18 protein-coding genes, 1 tRNA gene and 1 pseudogene are annotated in these 21076 nt (G+C 69.5%); 9 read left to right on the forward strand and 11 right to left on the reverse strand.

Going from position 1 to position 21076, the window contains the following annotated elements; all coding sequences use genetic code 11:
- Nucleotides 1–337: 337 nt before the first annotated feature.
- Together AB0M67_RS08060 and AB0M67_RS08065 are read right to left on the reverse strand one after the other, a co-directional pair.
- A pseudogene (locus AB0M67_RS08060) lies at nucleotides 338–1432 on the reverse strand (DUF2252 domain-containing protein); the annotation flags it as partial.
- A 345-nt stretch (nucleotides 1433–1777) separates the two neighbouring features.
- Nucleotides 1778–2128, reverse strand: a complete 351-nt coding sequence (locus AB0M67_RS08065; protein ID WP_365743879.1) for a helix-turn-helix domain-containing protein — start codon at nucleotides 2126–2128, stop codon at nucleotides 1778–1780.
- Between the two features lie 120 nt (nucleotides 2129–2248).
- On the opposite strand from AB0M67_RS08065, the gene AB0M67_RS08070 reads away from it, so the two are divergent.
- Nucleotides 2249–2866 (forward strand): NAD(P)H-dependent oxidoreductase, encoded by a 618-nt coding sequence (locus AB0M67_RS08070; protein ID WP_365743881.1) that lies wholly within the window; start codon nucleotides 2249–2251, stop codon nucleotides 2864–2866.
- 190 nt (nucleotides 2867–3056) lie between these two features.
- On the opposite strand, the gene AB0M67_RS08075 is transcribed toward AB0M67_RS08070, so the two are convergent.
- A complete protein-coding gene (locus AB0M67_RS08075) occupies nucleotides 3057–4616 on the reverse strand; it encodes an MFS transporter (RefSeq protein ID WP_365743882.1) in 1560 nt (519 codons plus the stop codon).
- Entirely contained in the window at nucleotides 4609–5469 is an 861-nt protein-coding gene (locus tag AB0M67_RS08080; protein WP_365743884.1) for an NAD(P)H-binding protein, read from the reverse strand. The genes AB0M67_RS08075 and AB0M67_RS08080 overlap by 8 nt, the downstream gene beginning before the upstream one ends.
- Nucleotides 5470–5702: 233 nt before the next feature.
- Here AB0M67_RS08080 and AB0M67_RS08085 point away from each other — a divergent pair, with 233 nt between their 5' ends.
- Nucleotides 5703–6650 carry an AraC family transcriptional regulator gene (locus AB0M67_RS08085; RefSeq protein WP_365743886.1) on the forward strand — a complete coding sequence of 316 codons (948 nt, stop codon included), beginning with the start codon at nucleotides 5703–5705 and terminating at the stop codon, nucleotides 6648–6650.
- A gap of 264 nt (nucleotides 6651–6914) precedes the next feature.
- Here the strand turns inward: AB0M67_RS08085 and AB0M67_RS08090 are convergent.
- Nucleotides 6915–6998, reverse strand: a tRNA-Leu gene (locus AB0M67_RS08090).
- Between the two features lie 315 nt (nucleotides 6999–7313).
- Between AB0M67_RS08090 and AB0M67_RS08095 the strand changes: the two genes are divergently transcribed.
- The 6 genes from AB0M67_RS08095 to pknB all read left to right on the forward strand — a co-directional run bounded on the left by AB0M67_RS08095 (nucleotide 7314) and on the right by pknB (nucleotide 15462).
- Nucleotides 7314–8192 carry a DUF3662 and FHA domain-containing protein gene (locus AB0M67_RS08095; RefSeq protein WP_365743887.1) on the forward strand — a complete coding sequence of 293 codons (879 nt, stop codon included), beginning with the start codon at nucleotides 7314–7316 and terminating at the stop codon, nucleotides 8190–8192.
- A 10-nt stretch (nucleotides 8193–8202) separates the two neighbouring features.
- Nucleotides 8203–8721 (forward strand): FHA domain-containing protein, encoded by a 519-nt coding sequence (locus tag AB0M67_RS08100; protein WP_365743889.1) that lies wholly within the window; start codon nucleotides 8203–8205, stop codon nucleotides 8719–8721.
- 141 nt (nucleotides 8722–8862) lie between these two features.
- A complete protein-coding gene (locus AB0M67_RS08105) occupies nucleotides 8863–10368 on the forward strand; it encodes a Stp1/IreP family PP2C-type Ser/Thr phosphatase (RefSeq protein ID WP_365743891.1) in 1506 nt (501 codons plus the stop codon).
- Nucleotides 10369–10397: 29 nt separating this feature from the next.
- A complete protein-coding gene (locus AB0M67_RS08110; RefSeq protein ID WP_365743893.1) occupies nucleotides 10398–11810 on the forward strand; it encodes an FtsW/RodA/SpoVE family cell cycle protein in 1413 nt (470 codons plus the stop codon).
- Nucleotides 11807–13273 carry a penicillin-binding transpeptidase domain-containing protein gene (locus tag AB0M67_RS08115; RefSeq protein ID WP_365743894.1) on the forward strand — a complete coding sequence of 489 codons (1467 nt, stop codon included), beginning with the start codon at nucleotides 11807–11809 and terminating at the stop codon, nucleotides 13271–13273. Before AB0M67_RS08110 ends, AB0M67_RS08115 begins: the two co-directional genes overlap by 4 nt.
- 167 nt (nucleotides 13274–13440) lie before the next feature.
- Nucleotides 13441–15462: a Stk1 family PASTA domain-containing Ser/Thr kinase gene (gene pknB / locus AB0M67_RS08120; protein ID WP_365743896.1), complete on the forward strand. Its 2022-nt coding sequence runs from the start codon at nucleotides 13441–13443 to the stop codon at nucleotides 15460–15462.
- Between the two features lie 130 nt (nucleotides 15463–15592).
- On the opposite strand, the gene AB0M67_RS08125 is transcribed toward pknB, so the two are convergent.
- From AB0M67_RS08125 to AB0M67_RS08145, 5 genes are all read right to left on the reverse strand, one after another.
- Nucleotides 15593–16366, reverse strand: a complete 774-nt coding sequence (locus AB0M67_RS08125; RefSeq protein WP_365743898.1) for a class E sortase — start codon at nucleotides 16364–16366, stop codon at nucleotides 15593–15595.
- Between the two features lie 48 nt (nucleotides 16367–16414).
- On the reverse strand, nucleotides 16415–17767 hold the full coding sequence (locus tag AB0M67_RS08130) for a class E sortase (protein ID WP_365743900.1): 1353 nt from the start codon (nucleotides 17765–17767) through the stop codon (nucleotides 16415–16417).
- The gene (locus tag AB0M67_RS08135; RefSeq protein WP_249951439.1) at nucleotides 17764–18402 is read right to left on the reverse strand and encodes an aminodeoxychorismate/anthranilate synthase component II; all 639 of its coding nucleotides are present in this window, start codon (nucleotides 18400–18402) and stop codon (nucleotides 17764–17766) included. The genes AB0M67_RS08130 and AB0M67_RS08135 overlap by 4 nt, the downstream gene beginning before the upstream one ends.
- Nucleotides 18399–18578, reverse strand: coding sequence for a hypothetical protein (locus AB0M67_RS08140; protein ID WP_249951440.1), 180 nt, complete (start codon nucleotides 18576–18578; stop codon nucleotides 18399–18401). The genes AB0M67_RS08135 and AB0M67_RS08140 overlap by 4 nt, the downstream gene beginning before the upstream one ends.
- Before the next feature lie 144 nt (nucleotides 18579–18722).
- Nucleotides 18723–19490, reverse strand: a complete 768-nt coding sequence (locus AB0M67_RS08145) for a DUF881 domain-containing protein (RefSeq protein WP_365743902.1) — start codon at nucleotides 19488–19490, stop codon at nucleotides 18723–18725.
- Between the two features lie 142 nt (nucleotides 19491–19632).
- On the opposite strand from AB0M67_RS08145, the gene crgA reads away from it, so the two are divergent.
- Nucleotides 19633–19890, forward strand: a complete 258-nt coding sequence (gene crgA, locus AB0M67_RS08150; RefSeq protein ID WP_030350948.1) for a cell division protein CrgA — start codon at nucleotides 19633–19635, stop codon at nucleotides 19888–19890.
- Between the two features lie 251 nt (nucleotides 19891–20141).
- Here the strand turns inward: crgA and AB0M67_RS08155 are convergent, their stop codons facing one another.
- Nucleotides 20142–21053 carry a rhomboid family intramembrane serine protease gene (locus AB0M67_RS08155; RefSeq protein WP_365743904.1) on the reverse strand — a complete coding sequence of 304 codons (912 nt, stop codon included), beginning with the start codon at nucleotides 21051–21053 and terminating at the stop codon, nucleotides 20142–20144.
- Nucleotides 21054–21076 lie beyond the last annotated feature (23 nt).

A 21076-nucleotide genomic window follows, 5' to 3' on the forward strand; every position in this document is an offset into this window, starting at 1 on the left:
GTTCGTGTGGCCCGAAGGCGGGGGCTGTGAATGGACAGCGTCCCCCGACAGTCTCAGTCCCTCATGAGCCGGTTAATGGCCGTTCTTGCATGGGTCGCATGGGTGGCCGTTGTGGCGCTCATAGTGGCCCGTGGCGCGGCTGCCTAAAGCCCCTCACGACCGGTCACAGCACCGCCGGCAGTGAGGTTGAGAAGCCCCGTTCGTAGCGTCTCCCCCCGTGGCGCGCGGACGGGGCTTCGGCATACCCTGGGCTTGCCCCGATCGGCTGTCTGTCCGCAAACACTCTGCCGGTCGGGGTTTTCGCTGGTCAGGCGCACCTATGTGCCGTAGTCGTTGTGAGGCTGTCGCTGACCACCTGCATCCGCTTCTGCCCGAGCACCACCCGGCGCCCCTCGTGCACCACCTCTGGCGCCTGGAATCCGACGGCCGGCAGATGGGGCAGCAGGGCGGAGGCCCGAGCCTCCTTCACCTGGAGCACCAGCGGCTCGCCCCGGTGGTCGAGGAGCAGCACCACATACGACCGCGTACCGACGCTCCCGGTGCCGACCACCCGGAACGCCACATCGTGGATCGCGTAGCGCGCGAGCAGCGGCAGCCGGTCCTCCGAGAGCGTGCCCAGATATTCCTCCAGCGAGGCGGCGACCGCCGCGGCCTCCTCGTCGGACACCCGCCGCAGGACGGGCGGCGCGTCCACGAACCGCCGCCGCACGCCCCCGCCACCGGCTACGCCCCCGTCGGGCACCGTCTCGGTGGACCTGGCCGCGAACCGCGCGCTCGTGTTGTTGCGCGCCTTCTCCGAGACGCGCTCCAGCGTGCCGGCGAGATCGCGCGCGTCCGCGTGCGAGACCAGCTCCTCGTCCGCGATGGCGTTCCACGCGTCGAGCGCGGGGAGCTTCGCCAGCAGCTGCATCGTGCGCCGGTAGGCGCCCACCGCGTCGTGCGCCCCCTGCTTGCAGGTGTCCTCGTCCGCGCCCGCCTCACGGCCGGCCAGCACCAGTGACGTGGCGAGCCGCTTGACGTCCCACTCCCAGGGGCCGACCACGGTCTCGTCGAAGTCATTGAGGTCGATGACGAGCCGGCCACTCGCGTCCCCGTACAGACCGAAGTTCGCCGCGTGCGCGTCCCCGCAGATCTGCGCGCCTACCCCGGTGACCGGCGTGCCCGTCAGATCGTGGGCCATCAGCCCGGCGGAGCCCCGCAGAAAGGCGAACGGCGTCGCGGCCATCCGCCCCACCCGTAGCGGCGCCAGCTCGGGCACCCGGCCCCGGCTCGACTCCTCGACGGCACGCACCGCGTCGGGCCGCCCCGCCGTGAACACCACCGAGTCGTGCGCGGACCGCGGCACCCGGTCCCGCAGCGCCTTCCCCCGGCCCTTGGGCGTCTTCGCCCCGTCCACGGCCGTACGCGGCGCGAATCCCGGCACCACCGGCATGCGCTCCACCCCGGAGCCCGCGGAGCCCCCTGAAACCGCGCGCGGTTTCTCCACCGCCGACCCGACATCGCCCATGGCGTGCCGCCTCCCCCGTGCTCGTGCTCGTGCGAGATCAACCGCACACGACGGTACCCCCGGGCCCGACCGCCGTCTCCCCCTGTGGATAACCACCCGCGACCGCCCGCGACCCTCCGCGACCACCCACAACGACCTGTGGACAACGCCGGTCCGCTCGCATGACGGCCCAGGCACAGGCCCCGGGCACAAGCCCTGGGCACTAGCCTGGGCACAGATCCTGAACACAGGCCCTCGGCACCGGCCCTGACGGGCCGTCCAGGTCCTGGTCTAGCAGCCGCCCTCCGAGACGTCCGCCAGATGGGATTCGGCCCACCGTGACAGCTCCTTCAGCGCGGGTTCCATCGCCGCCCCCGCCTTCGTCAGCCGGTACGAGACCCGCAGCGGCGGCCCCTCATCGACCTCGCGCACGACCAGTCCCGCCGCGCCCAGCTCCGTGAGCCGGTCCGAGAGCATGCGCTCGCTGATACCGGGGATCGCCCGGCGCAGCTCCGCGAAGTAGACCGCTCGTTCCATCAGTACGGAGATGATCGGCCCGGTCCACCGCTTGCCGAGCAGCTCGAAGACGCGCGTGATGCTCACGTCAACCTTCTTGCACGCGTCCTCACTGTGGTCCGCCATACACATAGGGTACTGGCTTCACGAGGAGGGATGAAAAAAAGTAAGCAACTGTGTTATTCATAGGAGCGAACGGAAGTTCCGTCCGTTCGCCGTCCTACGCCACCCCTCATGGAGACCGCCATGGCCACGCTTCTGCACATCGACTCCGCCGTCTTCCCCGAAGGCTCCGCCTCGCGCGACATCACCGCCGCCTTCGTCCGGTCCTGGCGGGAGCAGCACCCCGACGGCAAGGTCATCTACCGCGACCTCGCCGCCGCCCCGCTGCCCCATCTGACCGTCAGCGCCGCCGCCGCGGGCGCGGACGACGCGCTGCGCGCGGAACTCGCCGCCGAACTGGCCGAGGCGGACGCCGTACTGATCGGCGCGCCGATGTACAACTTCACGATCCCGTCCAGCCTGAAGGCATGGCTCGACCAGGTGATCATCGTCGGCCACAACGCGGGCCGTCCCGACACCCCGCTGGCCGCCACCCCGTTCACGATCGTCGCCAGCCGCGGCGGCTCGTACGCGGCCGGCACCCCGCGCGAGGACTGCGAGTTCGTCCAGAACTACCTGGAGAAGGTGCTGGCGAACATGTTCGGCACCACCCAGATCGACTTCATCGTCCCCGAGCTGACCCTGGCGCACACCAACCCGGGCATGGCCGACCTCATCCCGCTCGCCGAGGCGTCCCGCGCCAAGGCGGAGGAAGAGGCCCAGCAGAAGGGCAAGGCGCTGGCGGCCCGCCTCGCCGCCTGAGCGCACACCCCTCAAGCGCCCAGCCCCCGCCCGCGCGCATCACCCATGCGCACAGCGCTCACGCAACTCGCACAGCTCACCGTGCTCACACAGCGCGCGCTGAGACATGCCTCCCACGGGATCCCCTCCCGCGGGAGGCATGTCTCACATCCGGGCCCCACAAAGCCCCTACGCCCCACAGAGCCGCTGCCTAGACAAGCTCTCGTTCCGCTTCCTGCGCCCGGGAACCGGTGCGCGCGACGCGCCGCAGGAGCAGCAGCGCGAGCGCGAGCAGGACGACGGACAGGGCGCCGCCGGCGATCGCGGCGGCACGCAGCCCGGACGTGAACGCGGTGTGCACCGCCGTGACCATCGACTCCCCCAGCGCGCCGGGGAGACGCTCGGCGACGGCCAGACCACCACCGAGACTGTCGGCCGAGCGGGCCACCACATCGGTGGGCACATCCGCCGGAGCGTTGGCATGCACCTGGTCCCGGTAGACCGTGGCCGTGACGCTGCCGGTGGCGGCGATACCGAAGGCGAGGCCGAGTTCGTAGGCGGTCTGCCCGGCCGAGGTGGCCTGGCCGCTCTTGCCCGGCGGGGCGGCCGAGGCGGCGATGCCGGTGCCGAGCACGGTGATCGGGGCCAGGCCCAGCATCATGACGGTCGCCGCGCCGGCCGCCCGGGCCGCCCCGGAACCGTCGGCGGGGAGCATGGCCAGCACCGAGAAGGCCATGGCGGCCAGCGCCGCGCCCGCGGCGATCACGTATGCGGGCCGTACCCGACGGACCAGCACGGGGGTCAATTGGGACCCGATGGCCAGACCGACGGCGGGAAGCACCATGAGCAGTCCGACCTGGATCGGGGACAGGCCGGCGACGAGTTGGAAGTACTGCGGCATCAGGTACTCCACGCCGTTCATCGCGGCCAGGCCGAGGAACATCAGCACCAAGGCGGACGTGAAGGTGCGGTCGGCGAACAGCCGCACGTCCAACAGCGGCGCCGCGGCACCACGTTGGCGGCGGAAGAAAAGCACTCCGAAGGCCAGTCCGACAGCCGGAGCCGCGAAGGCCGTCGGGGTGAGGCCGTGCTCGCCCAGGCTCTTGATCCCGTAGACGATCGGGAGCAGCGTCAGCAGGAGCAGCAGGGCACCGACCCAGTCGAGGCGTCCCGCAGCGGAGTCGGCGTACCCGGGTACCAGCAGCGATACGGCGACCAGTACGGCCGCCATGACGGGTACGGCGACCAGGAACACCGAACCCCACCAGAAGTGCTCCAGCATGACTCCGCTGACCACGGGCCCGATGGCGACACCGCTCGACAGGGCCGTGACCCACAGGGCGATGGCCCGCGCCCGTCGTATCGGGTCGGTGAACATCTGGCTGATGAGCGACAGGGTCGCCGGGAGGATGGCCGCACCCGCCGCGCCGAGGATCGCCCGGGCCGCGATCAGCACGCCCGGGCCGGGGGCGTAGGCGGCCAGCATCGAGGCGAGCGTGAAGGCCGTGATGCCGAGCAGCAGGAGTCGGCGGTGCCCGTACCGGTCGCCGAGGTTGCCCGCCAGGACCAGCGAGGAGGCGATGGCGAAGCCGTACGCGTCGTTGATCCACAGCAGTTCGGTGCTGGACGCCCCGAGATCGGCGGCCAACGGGGGCGTCGCCAGCCACAGCACCCCCAGATCGACGGTCATGAGCATGGTCGGCAGCAGAAGAACAGCCAAGCCGAGCCAGGGGCGGCGGATGCCGATACGGACACGGACACGGCTAGGCATCGGCCGACCTCACGAGGTCCGACTCCCCAAGGTCCGACTCCCCGAGGTGCCGGGCGTACCCGGAAGCGAGCCGCCGGGCGTAGTCGGAGAAGTCGGTCGGCTCGCGGCCGAGCGCGCGGCGCACTCCGTCGGACAGCGCCGCGCCGCGCCCCTGCCGAATATGGGCATACAGGGCGGAGGTGATCTCGGCGTAGTCGTCCGGGCAGCCGGATGCGGCGAGTTCGGCGCGATACCGCTCGTCCTCGACCGGTGTGAAGCGAATGGCGCGGCCGGTCGCACGGGCGATCTCCGCGGTGGCCTCGCCCCACGTCAGCGCCCGTGGTCCCGACAGCTCATATGTCTCCCCCGCATGGCCGTCACCGGTCAGCGCGGCGACGGCCACTTCCGCGATGTCCTCGGCGTCGACGAACGGTTCGCGCCCTTCACCGGTCGGAAGACGTAAGTTCCCCCGGCCGATCGCGTCGGCGATGAGCGGTTCCTCGGCGAAGTTCTGCGCGAACCAGGAGGGCCGCAGGATCGTCCAGTACGCGGCGGCCTCCCGCACCGCGGCCTCGGTGGCGAGCCCGAACGGGTCGCCCGCCTCGGCCCAGACCCGGGCCGACAGCAGGACGAGGCGCTCCACGCCGAGTTCGGCGGCGACCGCGGTGAAGGCGCGCACCTCGGCGGCGGCGCGGTCGGTCTGCGAGTCGACCAGGTAGACACCGCGAACGCCGGTCAGGGCGGGCCGCCAGGTCGACTCGTCCGCCCAGTCGAACCGCACCGGACCCGAGCGGGAGGCGATCCGCGCGGGCAGGCCACGCCGTTCCAGCAGGGCGGCCACACGGCGCCCCGTCTTGCCCGTACCGCCGGTCACCAGGATCGGCGCCCCCGGCGACCCCGGTGACGCCGAACTCGACGCGACGCGACTCGCCGAATCCGAATCCGAACCTGAAGTCATGCGTGAAGACGTACGTGAAGACGTACGTGAAGAGCTAGACATGTTGGTCAGTCAACTGCCGGACAGCTGGACGGGCGATGGTCGAGTGTCTGGATTCGATGTTCGTACGTCCAGACCTGTTCCGCCGGGCACGCCCTAGGCTGCCCGGCATGGGAGACGCCTTGTCGAGCCTGTTGCAGGACATCCGCCCCTCCGGAGCGCTGTTCGACCAGACGGTCGTCAGCGCGCCATGGTCGCTGCGGTTCGCGGAGGCGGCGCCGCTGACCCTATTGACCATGCTCAGCGGTGAGGCATGGGCGGTGCCGGAGCACGGCGACGCCGTCCCGCTGCGCACGGGGGACGTGGCCCTCGTGATCGGCCCCGATCCCTTCACCGTCGCCGACGCGCCGACCACCGCGCCCATGGCCGTGCTGGGCGCGTCCGGTTCCTGTACGGCGCCCGACGGAGACCCACTCGACGGGGAGCTGCCGATGTGCCGCCCCACCGGCCACCCCGGCGAATCCACAGTTCTGCTCAAGGTCGCCTACCGGGTCCATGGCCGGCTGGGAGGGCGGGTGCTCGACTCACTGCCGCGGGTCGCCCGGATTCCCGCACTGCCCGGCCGCTGCCCCACCCTGGACATGATCTCCGCCGAGATCGACGAGGACGCCCCCGGACGCGACGTCATCCTCGACCGGCTGCTCGATCTCCTGCTCGTCTCCAGCCTGCGCGAATGGTTCAAGCTCCCGACGACCGACGCCCCCGCGTGGTACCGCGCGCACGGCGACCCGGTGGTCGGCCGGGCCCTCCGGGCCATCCACGAGGCTCCGGCGCGCCCATGGACCGTGGCCCTACTGGCCGCGCGGGCCGGGGTGTCACGGGCCGCCTTCGCGGAGCGCTTCACCCGTCTCGTCGACCGCCCGCCGATGGCCTACCTGGCCGAGTGGCGCGTCTGCCAGGCCGCGGACCTGTTGGCGACCACCGACGCCACCGTCGCCGCCGTCGCACGCCAGGTCGGCTACTCCAGCTCGTACGCCCTGAGCGTCGCCTTCAAACGCACCCTGGGCGTCCGCCCCACCGAGTACCGCGACGGGGCCCGCGGTGGCCGCGCCGCCTGACCGCGCCCCCGCGCCGCAGACCGTCTCACGCCGGGCCGAGGGTCGCCCCGGCCAGCGCCGGAGAGCTCCGTCTGAAACCTCACATGAAAAGGACCGGAACCCAGCCCCGCCCGGAACTCCCCGGCGGCCCCTGCCCACGGCCCGGACGCGGGCCACCGTACCCACCCCGACCTCCCCGGCGGCCCGGCCCATGACACGAGAAAGGTGCCCCTGTCCAGCGACTTTCGTCACTGTCCAGAGGCACCTTCCGTCGGTGCTTCTCTGTGCGCGAGGGGGGAGTTGAACCCCCACGCCCTTTCGGGCACTGGAACCTGAATCCAGCGCGTCTGCCTATTCCGCCACCCGCGCATTGGGTGTGTCGTTGGGTGCCTCACCTGCTGGTGTGTGCTCCTGGCGACATCGAGAAGATTAGCACGGTGCGGAGGGTGGGTTCACATCCGTTTGTTTCGACGACCCCGCCGCGGAACAGGGAACCGACAGCGGTCGCCCCCCACTCCCCCTGAGTGCACCCCGGGTGCGGGACACTGGCGTCAGGCCGCCTCTACGATCCGTGTGAGAGGTGACACTCATCGACGGGGCAGACAAGGGGAACCAGCCGATTTCCCGACGCGTGGATACGATCAGTAAGCAGTACCAGGACGGCCACTACGGAGGAGGTGCCCCATGGGAGTCATGAAGCGTTTCGAACAGCGTCTCGAAGGTTTGGTCAATGGCACCTTCGCGAAGGTGTTCAAGTCCGAGGTCCAGCCCGTCGAGATCGCGGGTGCCCTCCAGCGCGAATGCGACAACAACGCGACGATCTGGAACCGCGAGCGGACGGTCGTCCCCAATGACTTCATCGTGGAGCTGAGCACGCCCGACTACGAGCGCCTCAGCCCGTACTCGGGACAGCTCGGCGACGAGCTGTCCGGGCTCGTCCGCGACTACGCCAAGCAGCAGCGCTACACCTTCATGGGCCCGATCAAGGTCCATCTGGAGAAGGCCGAGGATCTCGACACCGGCCTGTACCGTGTCCGCAGCCGCACGCTGGCGTCCAGCACGTCCCAGGCGCCCGAGCGCGGTCCCGCAGGCCACTCGGGTCACGCGGGCCACCCGGTGCCCGCCTCCCCGCAGGGTGGCGCTCCGGGGGGCGCTCCGGGCGGTTACGGGTACCCGCCCGCCGCGGTCCCTCCCATGCCGGCGGCTCCGCCACCCGGCGGCGGCCACGCAGCCGCGGCGAACCGGCCCCCGGCCCCCGGCCCCGGCGCGTCGTCGCACGGCCAGGTACGCCGCTGGATCGAGATCAACGGCACCCGCCACCAGATCTCCCGCGCGACGCTCGTCCTCGGCCGCAGCACCGACGCGGATGTACGGATCGACGACCCCGGTGTATCGCGCAGGCACTGCGAGATCCGGACCGGAACGCCCTCGACCATCCAGGACCTCGGGTCGACCAACGGCATCGTGGTAGACGGACAGCACACCACCCGCGCTACGCTCCGCGACGGCTCGCGGATCGTCGTGGGCAACACCACCATCGTTTACCGGCAAGCCGAAGGGTGAAGCGGGGGCAATGTCAGAGCTGACCCTGACGGTCATGCGGCTAGGTTTCCTGGCCGTTCTGTGGCTGTTCGTGATCGTGGCCGTACAGGTCATCCGCAGCGACCTGTTCGGAACACGCGTCACGCAGCGCGGCTCCCGCCGCAACGCCGACGCCAGACCGCAGCAGGCACGCCAGACACCGGCGCCGCCCCAGCAGCGCCAGCAGCAGCAACAGGGGGGCCGGCAGCGCCGGGGAGCCCCCACCAAGCTCGTCGTGTCCGAGGGCAGCCTCACCGGCACCACGGTGGCCCTCCAGGGGCAGACCATCACGCTGGGCCGTGCGCACGACTCGACGATCGTGCTGGACGACGACTACGCGTCCAGCAGGCATGCCAGGATCTACCCGGACCGCGACGGCCAGTGGATCGTCGAGGACCTCGGCTCCACCAATGGCACGTATCTCGACCGGACCCGGCTCACGACCCCGACACCGATCGCGCTTGGCGCTCCGATCCGCATCGGCAAGACCGTCATCGAGCTGCGGAAGTAGTACGACAATGAGCGAGCGGAGCGAGCGAGCCGCGGCGGTACCGACGGCGGACCGCGGCCGACTCCCGACCGGAGGGTGGGCAGTGTGGCTCGAGACCGGCTGGCGCGACAGTCGACCGGCGAGCCGACGGGCGAGGTGCGCATGAGTCTGTCTCTGCGCTTCGCCGCCGGATCGCACAAAGGCATGATCCGGGAGGGCAACGAGGATTCCGGTTACGCCGGTCCCCGGCTGCTGGCCATCGCCGACGGCATGGGCGGCCAGGCCGCGGGCGAGGTCGCCTCCTCCGAGGTGATCTCCACCCTCGTACAGCTCGACGACGACGTGCCGGGGTCGGACATCCTCACCTCGCTCGGTACGGCGGTGCAGCGCGCCAACGACCAGCTGCGCGTCATGGTCGAGGAGGACCCGCAGCTGGAGGGCATGGGCACCACGCTCACCGCCCTTCTCTGGACCGGCCAGCGCCTCGGCCTCGTCCATGTCGGCGACTCCCGCGCCTACCTCCTGCGCGACGGCGTACTGACCCAGATCACCCAGGACCACACCTGGGTGCAGCGGCTGGTCGACGAGGGCCGGATCACCGAGGAAGAGGCCACCACCCACCCGCAGCGCTCCCTGCTGATGCGCGCGCTGGGCAGCGGCGACCATGTGGAGCCCGATCTCTCCATCCGTGAAGTCCGGGCCGGCGACCGCTATCTGATCTGCTCCGACGGCCTCTCCGGCGTCGTCTCCCACCAGACGATGGAGGAGACGCTCGCCAGCTACCAGGGCCCGCAGGAGACCATCCAGGCGCTCATCCAGCTCGCGCTGCGCGGCGGCGGCCCCGACAACATCACCTGCATCGTGGCCGACGTCCTGGACGTCGAGTCCAACGACACCCTGGCCGGGCAGCTCAACGACACCCCGGTCGTGGTCGGGGCGGTCGCCGAGAACCAGCTCCCGCTCAGCTCCGCCGAGAACGCGGCCGCGATGCAGACCCCGGCGGGCCGCGCCGCCGGCCTCGGCCGCGCCGTACCGCCGCAGCCCGGCGGGGGCGGCTTCGGGCCGCCCGGCAGCGGCGACAGCGCCGGCTACGACGGAATGCCGCCAGGAGGCGGCTTCGGGGCCTACGACGACGAGGAGTTCGTCAAGCCCCGCCCGCGCCGCCGCTGGCTCAAGACGTCCTTCTACGCCATCCTCGCGCTCGCCGTCGCCGGCGGGGGTCTGTACGGCGGCTACTACTGGACGCAGACGCAGTACTACGTCGGCGCCAACAAGGACCGCGTCGCGCTCTACCGGGGTATCAGCCAGGATCTCGGCTGGGTCTCCCTCTCGAAGATCGAGAAGGAAACCGACATCGAACTCAAGTACCTTCCTGACTACCAGCGCAAGCAGGTCGAGGCCACCATCGCCGAGAGCAGCCTCACCGGTGGCCGCGACAAGATCGACGAGCTCGCCGTCCAGGCGTCGGCCTGCAAGAAGGACGAACAGCGCCGCCAGGCCGACCGCGAGACCAATGTGATCACCGGCGAAGGAGAGGCCGGCGGCACGACCGGTACGAACACCTCCGCGGAGACCACCGACACCAAGCCGAAAGCAGCCGCTCCGAGTCCGGGCCCCAGCCTCTCGGAAGAGGAGCAGAAAGTGGCCTCGAACTGCGGTAAGCAGTAGGAGCCGGCCGTAGGGGGCCCTTCACCACCATGAGCGTAGTCACCAACACGACCACCATCGGCGCCATCGAAGCGCCGAGCCGCCGCAACACCGAGCTCGCCCTGCTCGCCTTCGCCGTCGCCATCCCGGTGTTCGCGTATCTGAACGTCGGGCTCGCGATCGACGGCAAGGTGCCCACTGGCATGCTCGGTTACGGCCTCGGCCTCGGCCTGCTCGCCGGCGTCGCCCACCTCGTGGTGCGCAAATTCGCCCGCTACGCCGACCCGCTGCTGCTGCCTCTGGCGACGCTGCTCAACGGCCTCGGGCTGGTGCTGATCTGGCGCCTCGACCAGTCACCCCGGCTCATCCGGCTCGCCGAGCTCAGCTTCGGCGTCTTCAGCCCGTCCGCGACGAAGCAGCTGATGTACTCGGCGATGGGCATCGCGCTCTTCGCGGCCGTCCTGCTGCTCCTCAAGGATCACCGCATCCTCCAGCGCTACACGTACATCTCGATGGCCGTCGCGCTGTTCCTGCTGATCCTGCCCATGTTCTTCCCCGCCAGGAACGGCGCCAAGATCTGGATCAGCATCGCCGGCTTCAACCTCCAGCCCGGAGAGTTCGCGAAGATCATCATCGCGATCTTCTTCTCCGGCTATCTGATGGTCAAGCGCGATGCCCTGGCCCTCGCCAGCCGCCGCTTCATGGGCCTCTACCTGCCCCGCGGACGCGACCTCGGACCGATCCTCGGCATCTGGGCGCTCTCGATCCTCATCCTGGTGTTCGAGACCGACCTCGGTACCTCACTGCTCTTCTTCGGCCTCTTCGTGGTCATGCTCTACGTCGCCACCGAGCGGACCAGCTGGATCGTCTTCGGCCTGCTGATGTCGGTCGGCGGAGCCGTCGGTGTCGCCACCTTCGAACCGCACGTCCAGGCCCGCGTCAACGCCTGGCAGGACCCGTTCTCCTGTTACGCGACCGACGGCGCCTGCCAGCAGATCGGTGACGCCCTGCTGTCCTTCGGCTCCGGCGGCACGCTCGGCACGGGGCTCGGCCAGGGCAACTCCGACCTCATCGGCTTCGCCGCCAACGCCGACTTCATCCTCACCACCGTCGGCGAGGAGCTCGGCCTCGCCGGCACGATGGCGTTCCTGCTGCTGTACGGGCTGATCGTGGAGCGCGGCGTACGTACCGCACTCGCCGCCCGCGACCCCTTCGGCAAGCTCCTCGCCATCGGCCTCTCCAGCGCCTTCGCCATCCAGGTCTTCGTGGTCGCCGGCGGCGTCATGGGGCTCATCCCGCTGACCGGTATGACCATGCCGTTCGTCGCGGCCGGCGGCTCGTCCGTGCTGGCCAACTGGGCCCTGATCGGCATCCTGATCCGTATCAGCGACACCGCGCGCCGACCCGCGCCGGCCCCGGCTCCCTCACCCGACGCCGAGATGACCCAGGTGGTCCGACCGTGAACAAGCCCCTGCGCCGAATCGCGATCTTCTGCGGGCTGCTCGTCCTCGCGCTCCTCCTCCGGGACAACTGGCTCCAGTACGTCCGCGCCGATGAGCTGAACTCGCACAAGAACAACCGCCGCGTCCTGATCGAGCGGTACAGCAACGAGCGCGGCAACATCATCGTCGACGGCAAGCCCATCACCGGTTCCGTCAAGACGGACGACACCGACTTCGTCTACAAGCGCACGTACACCAACGGGCCCATGTGGGCGCCCGTCACCGGCTACGCCTCGCAGGCCTTCGACGCCAACCAGATCGAGAAGATCGAGGACGGCATCCTCACCGGCAACGACGACCGGCTCTTCTTCGACCGCACCATGGGCATGTTCACCGGCAAGGAGAAGAAGGGCGGCAACGTCGTCACCACCCTCAGCGGCGCCGCCCAGAAGGCCGCCTTCGAGGGCCTGGGCGACAAGAAGGGCGCCGTCGCGGCGATCGATCCGCAGACGGGCAAGATCCTGGCGCTGGCCTCCACTCCCAGCTACGACCCGGCCACGTTCGCCGGCAACAGCAGCAAGGACACCAAGGCCTGGGTCGGCCTGGACAAGAAGAACAACCCCGCCGACCCGATGCTCAACCGGGCGCTGCGCCAGACCTACCCGCCCGGCTCCACGTTCAAGGTGGTCACCGCGGCCGCCGCCCTGGAGCACGGCAAGGTCACGGACATCGACGCGAACACCGAGACCCCGCTGCCGTGGATCATGCCCGGGACGACCACCCCGCTGAAGAACGAGGGCAACATCCCCTGCGAGAACGCCACGCTGCGCACCGCGCTGCGCGTCTCCTGCAACACCGTCTTCGGCAAGCTCGGCGCGGATCTCGGCAAGGACAAGATGCTGGAGACCGCGAAGAAGTTCGGCTTCAACCAGGAGCAGTTCATCCCGGTACGCGCCGACGCCTCGATCTTCCCCGAGGAGCTGAACGACTCCCAGACCGCGCTCTCCTCGATCGGCCAGTTCGACACCCGTACCACCCCGCTCCAGATGGCCATGGTCACCGCCGCGATCGCCAATGACGGCAAGCTGATGAAGCCGTACATGATCGACCGGCTGGAGGCGCCGACCCTGGACGTGCTCGACAAGACCGAGCCCGAGGAGCTGAGCCGCCCCCTCAGCCAGGAGAACGCGCAGAAGCTCCAGAGCATGATGGAGACGGTCGTCAACGAGGGCACCGGCAGGAACGCGCGTATCCCGAACGTGACGGTCGGCGGCAAGACGGGTACCGCCCAGCACGGCGAGAACAACAGCAAGAACCCGTACGCCTGGTTCATCTCGTACGCCAAGGCGGACAACGGCTCCCCGGTCGCCGTCGCGGTCGTCGTCGAGGACAGCAACGCCAGCCGCGACGACATCTCCGGCGGCGGCCTCGCCGCCCCCATCGCGAAGAGCGTGATGAAGGCGGTTCTCGACAGCAAGAAGTGACGCCGGTCACGGCTCACGTCCATTCCTGCACATTGCGATACCGGTCGTATATCAGGTGACCGTTACGGGCCAACCGCATGCGGCGTGCCCGGTAGCGTAGGCGCGAACAGCACACCGCCGGACCACACACGGGTGCGGTCGGGACTGACGGAGAGGGCTGGAACGTTATGGAAGAGCCGCGTCGCCTCGGCGGCCGGTACGAGCTGGGCTCGGTGCTCGGCCGTGGTGGCATGGCGGAGGTCTACCTCGCGCATGACACCCGGCTCGGTCGCACCGTCGCCGTGAAGACGCTCCGGGCGGACCTCGCCCGCGATCCGTCTTTCCAGGCCCGGTTCCGCCGAGAGGCCCAGTCGGCCGCCTCGCTCAACCACCCGGCGATCGTCGCGGTCTACGACACCGGCGAGGACTACGTCGACGGGGTGTCCCTCCCGTACATCGTGATGGAGCACGTCGACGGCTCGACCCTGAGAGAGCTGCTGCACTCCGGGCGCAGACTCCTGCCCGAGCGCACGCTGGAGATGACCGTCGGCATCCTCCAGGCGCTGGAGTACTCCCACCGCAACGGCATCGTCCACCGTGACATCAAGCCGGCCAACGTCATGCTGACGCGCACCGGCCAGGTCAAGGTCATGGACTTCGGTATCGCCCGTGCCATGGGCGACTCCGGGATGACGATGACGCAGACCTCGGCCGTCATCGGCACCGCCCAGTACCTCTCCCCCGAGCAGGCCAAGGGCGAGCAGGTCGACGCGCGGTCCGACCTCTACTCCACCGGCTGTCTGCTCTACGAACTGCTGACGGTCCGGCCCCCGTTCATCGGGGACTCCCCGGTCGCCGTCGCCTACCAGCACGTACGGGAAGAGCCGCAGACGCCCAGCGTCTTCGACCCGGAGATCACGCCCGAGATGGACGCGATCGTGCTGAAGGCCCTCGTCAAGGACCCCGACTACCGCTACCAGTCCGCCGACGAGATGCGCGCCGACATCGAGGCGTGCCTCGACGGCCAGCCCGTCGCCGCCACCGCGGCCATGGGCGCGGTCGGCTACGGCGGCGGCGGCTACGGCGGCCCGCAGGACCAGCCGACGACGGCGATGCGCCAGGGCGACCCGGGCGGCCAGACGTCCATGCTCCCGCCCGTCGGCCCGGACGACGGCTACGGCAACTACGACGACCGCCCGGCCCGCCGCCGGCAGAAGAAGTCCAACACCTCGACGATCCTGCTGGCGGTCGCGGGCGTCCTGGTCCTGGTCGGCGCCATCCTGATCGGCAAGTCGGTCTTCGGCGACAACGGCGGCGGGAACAGCCAGCTGGATGTCCCCCAGCTGGTCGGCAAGACACTCACCGAGGCCGAGCGGCTCGCGGACAACGCGAGCGTGAAGGTCTCGCAGTCCGGCTCGGAACGCTGCGACGTGCCCAAGGGCTCCATCTGCAGCCAGAGCCCGGCCAGCGGCCGGATGGCCCAGGGCGAGACCATCCAGGTCGTCGTCTCGGAGGGCGCTCCGCAGGTCAAGGTCCCGGATGTCGTCGACAAGCAGAAGCAGAGCGCGACGGACATCCTGGAGGCCGAGAACTTCACGGTCGACTACAAGCAGGAGGAGTCGGACGAGGATCCGGGGACGGTGCTCTCGCAGGACCCGGCGGGCGGCTCCATGGTCGAGAAGGCGTCGAAGATAACGCTGACGATCGCCAGCCAGAGCCAGATTCCCGTCCCGGACGTGACCGGCCTGCTGGTGGACAACGGCGAGGCGCAGCTGAAGACGCTCGGCTTCACGGTCGCACGCACCGACGTGGACTCGCAGCAGCCCCTGGGCACGGTTATTGAGCAGAACCCGCAGGGCGGCACCAAGGCGGCCAAGGGCGACCAGATCACCCTGAAGGTCTCCAAGGGCCCGCAGCAGGAGAAGGTCACGATCCCCGCTGAGATCCGCGGCAAGACCTTCGGAGAGGTCCAGGGCATGCTCCAGGGCCTGGGGCTCAATGTCGCACTCGCGCAGAACTCGCCGAACGACCCCAACGCCATAGTGATAAACAGCGATCCCCAGCCCGGCGGGCAGGCCAACAAGAACGACACCGTCACCCTGACCACCATCGGCGGCCAGGGCAACGGCAACGGCGGGGGCGGGGACAACAACGGGGACAACGGCTTCTTCGGCGGCCCGTCCGGCGCCAACTTCCGTAACAAGGACTGACAAGCAGGACGAGCAGGAAAAGCAGGACGGGCGGAACGCGAACAGCCCCGGCCCCCTCTCCGTGAGGGTGCCGGGGCTGTTCCGTGTCTTCCCTGGGCCGGTCAGTCAGGTCCCGGGCCCCAGGTCCTGGTTAGCCGAGCTCGGGCGGGGGCGTGCGGTTCTTGTCGACCTTCTCCGTACGGTCCAGCTCGGCCCAGACGATGTAGCGGTAGTCCGAGGTGTAGATCGGCGTGCAGGTCGTCAGGGTGAGATAGCGGCCGGCCGTCTTCTTCCCCGACTCCTTGGGGACCGGCTGGAGTACGTCCACGTTGTACTTCGAGGTCTTCGGAAGCTCCTTGAAGACCTTGTAGATGTACCAGGTGTCGCGGGTCTCGAAGACGATCGGATCACCGGTCTTGAGCTTGTGGATGTTGTGGAACCTCGCCCCGTGGCCGTCCCGGTGCGCGGCCAGCGTGAAGTTGCCCTTCTCGTCCCAGGGAAGAGCCGACTTGACGGGTTCGGTGTAGTAGCCGGCGATCCCGTCGTTCAGCGACGAGGTCGTGGTGCCCTTCTTGACCAGCACCTCGCGGCTGTCCATCGCCGGAACGTGCAGAAAGCCGACGCCGTCCTCGGAGTCGTAGGTCCGGGGCGCCTCGCCCGGCTTCTTCTCCTGCGCCCAGCCATGACGTACGTCGTCGCCCTGCTTGGCGGCCTCGCGGTCGGCCAGGACGTTCGTCCACCACAGCGAGTAGACGACGAAGAGACCGAGCACCACGCCCGCGGTGATGAGCAGTTCGCCCAGGACGCTGACGGCGGACGCGAGCGGGCTCCTGGAGCGGCGGGCCCGTACCGGAGCCGAGGCGGTGGCCGCGTCCGGCGGCGGCGGTGCGTCGGCCTGCTCGTCGTGGTCCGTACTCGCTGCCACCGCACCCGTCCCCAAGTCCCTGAAGTCTGTCCGCGCGCGGATCGGGCGTCAGCCGACGAGAGCGTCGGGCTTGCCCTTGCTGCGCGGCCGTTCGTCCACCATCTTGCCCCACACGATCAGCCGATAGGTACTGGTGAACTCCGGGGTGCACGTCGTCAGCGTGATGTAGCGACCGGGCTCCGTGAACCCGGAACCCGGCGGCACGGGACCGATCACGCTCACATTCGACGGTGCCGTCTGCGGCAGCATGCTGGCCATGTCGTACGTGTAGTACGCGTCGCGCGTCTCGACGATGATCTCGTCGCCGGGCTTCAACTGGTTGATGTAGCGGAAGGGTTCGCCATGGGTGTTGCGGTGGCCTGCCACCGCGAAGTTGCCCTGCTTGTCCGCGGGCATCGCCGTCTTGAGGCGGCCCTCCGCGTAATGGCCGACCATGCCGCGGTCGAGGACCGTCGACTTGTTGATGCCCTCGGCGATCGGCACGACGACATCCAGCTTCGGGATATGCATGATGGCGAAGCCCTGCCCCGGCTCGAAGGCGCCCGGCTGCCGGTCCTTCGTCCAGCTGTCCTGGATCTTGTTCGTCTCGTTGCCCGCGTACTGGCCGGCCCGGACGTTCGTCCACCAGAGCTGGTACGTGACGAACAGCAGCATCAGGACGCCGAAGGTGATGAACAGCTCGCCGACCGCCCGGCTGGCGATGACGGCGGGGCTCTCCTTGCTGGCACGCGCCGCGCGCCGCGCCTCGACCCGGGAGAGCGGCCTGGCGGGCGCCTGCTCCTCGGAGCCGTGCCCGGCGTCGGCCCCTGGGGCCCCGGCGGGCTCGGCGCGTCTACGGCCTCGGCCACCGCCCTTGGCGGCCCTGCGCCGCTCGGCCCGGCCCCCCGTCACGGGCTCCGGCTCGACCGCCCGACGCGTGTCGGCCGTCCGGAGTCCGACAGTCTGATCATCCAACCTGGGCTCGGGTACAGGTACGGATACGGGTATCCGGGCCGTGTCGGCCAACGGCGTCGTACCGTCCGCGTAGTACGAGGGGGTGCCGGACTCCGGTCCCCGGGGGGCCTCCGTCGCGTACTGGCGGTAGTAGTCACCGGACCACTCGGGCTCCGGTGCCGTGGCTTCCGGGGCGGGCTCCGGCTGCCGGGGTCCCCGGTGCCGCCCCGGCTTCCGTACCGGCTGCTGTCCTTGCTCCTGGCCCTGAGCCTGACCCAGGCCCTGGCCCTGGCCCTGGCCCTGGCCCTGGCCCTGGCCCGGTGCTTCTCCCTGTTGTCCCGGGAGCGGATCCTTCAGTGGGTCCGCCAGCCCGTCCACCGCCGCCTCGAACGCTCCGGAGACCTCGTACCCTCCCTGCTCGTACGAGGCTCCGTAACCCGCTTCGTGTTCGGGGCGGAGTGCCGTCACGCGAGCGCCTTGCCCACCACCGGCGCCAGCCCCGTCGACCGGCCCACCGCACCCGGATCGCCGCACTGCGCCAGCCAGTTGGCCAGCATCAGGTGCCCGTGTTCGGTCAGGACCGACTCCGGGTGGAACTGCACACCCTCGACGGCCAGTTCACGGTGGCGTACGCCCATGATGATGCCGTCCGCGGTGCGCGCGGTGACCTCCAGCTCGGCCGGCAGTGTGGCGGGCTCCGCCGCGAGCGAGTGATACCGGGTCGCGGTGAACGGCGAAGGCAGCCCGGCGAAGACGCCCTTGCCCTCGTGCGTGACGAGCGACGTCTTGCCGTGCAGCAGCTCGGGGGCGCGGCCGACGACACCGCCGTACGCCACCGCCATCGACTGCATACCGAGACAGACCCCGAAGACGGGCACCGCGGTCTCGGCGCAGTGACGCACCATCTCGACGCAGACACCGGCCTGTTCGGGCGTGCCGGGCCCGGGGGAGAGCAGAACGCCGTCGAAGCCGTCCTGGGCGTGAGCGGTCGTCACCTCGTCGTTGCGCAGCACCTCGCACTCGGCGCCGAGCTGGTAGAGGTACTGGACGAGGTTGAAGACGAAGCTGTCGTAGTTGTCGACCACGAGAATGCGCGCGCTCATCCGGCCGCCCCCGATCCCTCTCCGTCAACCGTCACATCGTTGAACGGAAGCAGCGGCTCCGCCCACGGGAAGACGTACTGGAACAGCACATAGACGACGGCGAGCGCCAACAGGAGCGAGATCGCCGCCCGCAGCCACACGTTGCCCGGCAGATGCCGCCAGATCCAGCCGTACATGCTGTCCCTTCCGTCCGGTACCGCGCCAGGCGGTACGGCACCAGACTAAAGGGCTCCACCGACACATGGGCGGTTCATCGGTCAGCTGCACAGAGGTTCGGGGTTGCTCTTCGTCACAGGACGGGCCGATCCCAACAAAAGGCCCTAGTCGACCAGCTTCGCGTAGTGCAGATCCACCGTGCCCGTGTAGCCCGGCAGCGTCTCCTTGTCGCGCTCGTCGACCTTCCAGCCCAGGCCGTACGCCTTGACGTACAGCTGGTAGTTCTGGATCGCCGGGGAGTCGGCGAGCGCCTTGCGGAGCTTGCCCTGGTCACCAACAGCGGTGATCTTGTAGGGCGGTGAGTAGACGCGGCCCTGGAGGATCAGCGTGTTCCCCACGCACCGCACGGCGCTGGTGGAGATCAGCCGCTGGTCCATGACGCGGATGCCCTCCGCGCCGCCCTTCCACAGGGCGTTGACGACGGCCTGCAGATCCTGCTGGTGGATGACGAGGTCATTGGGCTGCGGCTCGGGATAGCCGGGGTTGGCCGTGGCGTTCGGCGGCGCGTCATCGAGGGTGACGGTGAGCGACCGACCGGTGACCTTCTTGGTGCCGGCGCCCTCCTCCAGGGCGTTCAGCCTGGCCTCGTCGGCCGCGGTGGTGCCGTGGTCGCGGCTGACGAGGGCGTCGATGTCATGCCGTACCGCCGCGTTGGCATCACCCAGTTCGGCGTTCTTGCGGTCGCGTTCGTGGATCAAGTCGGAGAGCTTGAGCAGCGAGGTGTCGGTACGGATGTTGGTGCCCTTGGCCGTGTTGAAGCTGGTCACGAAGATCAGCCCGGCGAGGGCGAAGACGGCAGCCGTGAGCAGCCGGACAGGCCGCCTGTTCGGTCGGCGGACCGGCCCTGGGGGAGAGTCGTCGGAATTGCTCAACGTACCCTTATCTCCTTAGGCGCCGCGGAAGCACTACGCTAACGGACGCCCGGGGGCGGCGGTGTTCCCCCTGCTCTCCGCCCCGGCAACACCGTTCAGTCCCCCTGCGCGGTCACGCAGCGCATCGACAGGAGAGTCCCTCGTGCCGAAGTCACGTATCCGCAAGAAGGCCGAGTTCACGCCGCCTCCGGCCGCGAAGCAGACGGTCAACCTCAAGCTGACCAACCGGAGCTGGGTGGCCCCGGTCATGTTGGCCCTGTTCCTGATCGGCCTGGCCTGGATCGTCGTCTTCTATGTGACAGAGGGCGATCTTCCGCTGCAGAGCTTCGGGAACTGGAACATCGTGGTCGGGTTCGGCTTCATCGCCGCCGGCTTCGGTGTCTCGACCCAGTGGAAGTAGCGGGTCCACCGCTCCGCCGTCAAGCTCTGCCCCCACTTATCCACAGCGTTGTCCACAGCAGGGGAAAAGGTCAGACGATCTGTGGATAACTCCACGGGACGTTGACGCCGGTGTGACTGCATCCGCCATTCTGATGACGCGCTCGCCCCTTGTCGCTGCTGGTCAAACCCACACCAGCGACAAGGGGCACGCACGTTCCCCACAGGATGCACAAGATCCGCCACACACTGTGGACAACTGTGGAGTACGGATCAGGTGAGTGAGGCCGTTCTGGCCACGATGATCACGACCGTCGCCACCAGCACCAGCGCGCAGGTCCCGTACTGCACGAGAGCCCGCCGCTCGCGAGGCGCGTGCACCATCCCTATGGCGATCACCACGCCCGCCACCAGCCCGCCCACATGTGCCTCCCAGGCGATGTTGGACCAGGTGAAGGTGAAGAGCAGGTTCAGCGCCAGCAGGACGAGAACCGGCCGCATGTCGTAGTTGAGCCGCCGCATCAGTACGACGGTCGCGCCGAGCAGCCCGAAGATCGCGCCGGACGCGCCCAGCGAGGGCTGGTTCGGTGCGGCGAGAAGATACGTGAGGGCGCTGCCGGCCAGCCCGGAGAGAAGATAGAGCGCCAGAAAGCGGATGCGGCCCAGCGCCGCCTCCAGCGGGCCGCCGAGCCACCACAGCCCGAGCATGTTGAAGGCGATGTGCCAGATCTCCTGGTGCAGGAACATGGCGGTGACCAGCCGGTACCACTCGCCGTCCGCGACGCCGACGACCCGGTTGAGGTCAGGGCTGAAGGCATAGCCGATGAGGTCGAGGTCCTCGACGAGTCGATGCCGGTCGCCCACCGCGAGAACGGCGACGAACAGCGCGACATTGATGCCCAGCAGGATCTTGGTGAGCAGCCGGGGGTCGGCCGCGACCGTACCGCCGGCGAGAGTGCGCGGCCGGTTGGCCGTCGCCCCGTGCCCCGTACTCGAGCCCTGCCGAACGCATTCCGGGCACTGGAAGCCGACAGAGGCGCTGATCATGCACTCGGGGCAGATGGGGCGCTCGCAGCGCGTGCAGCTTATGCCCGTCTCCCGGTCCGGATGCCGGTAACAGCTGGGCAGGCCTTCGGTGACGGCAGGCTGATCCTGGCCTCCGTGGCCGCCTGGCGGGTGGTCCATCGGTCCCCTCGGTCCTCGTGACG

Source organism: Streptomyces sp. NPDC051662 (genome assembly GCF_040681655.1).
Classification (GTDB): Bacteria; Actinomycetota; Actinomycetes; order Streptomycetales; family Streptomycetaceae; genus Streptomyces.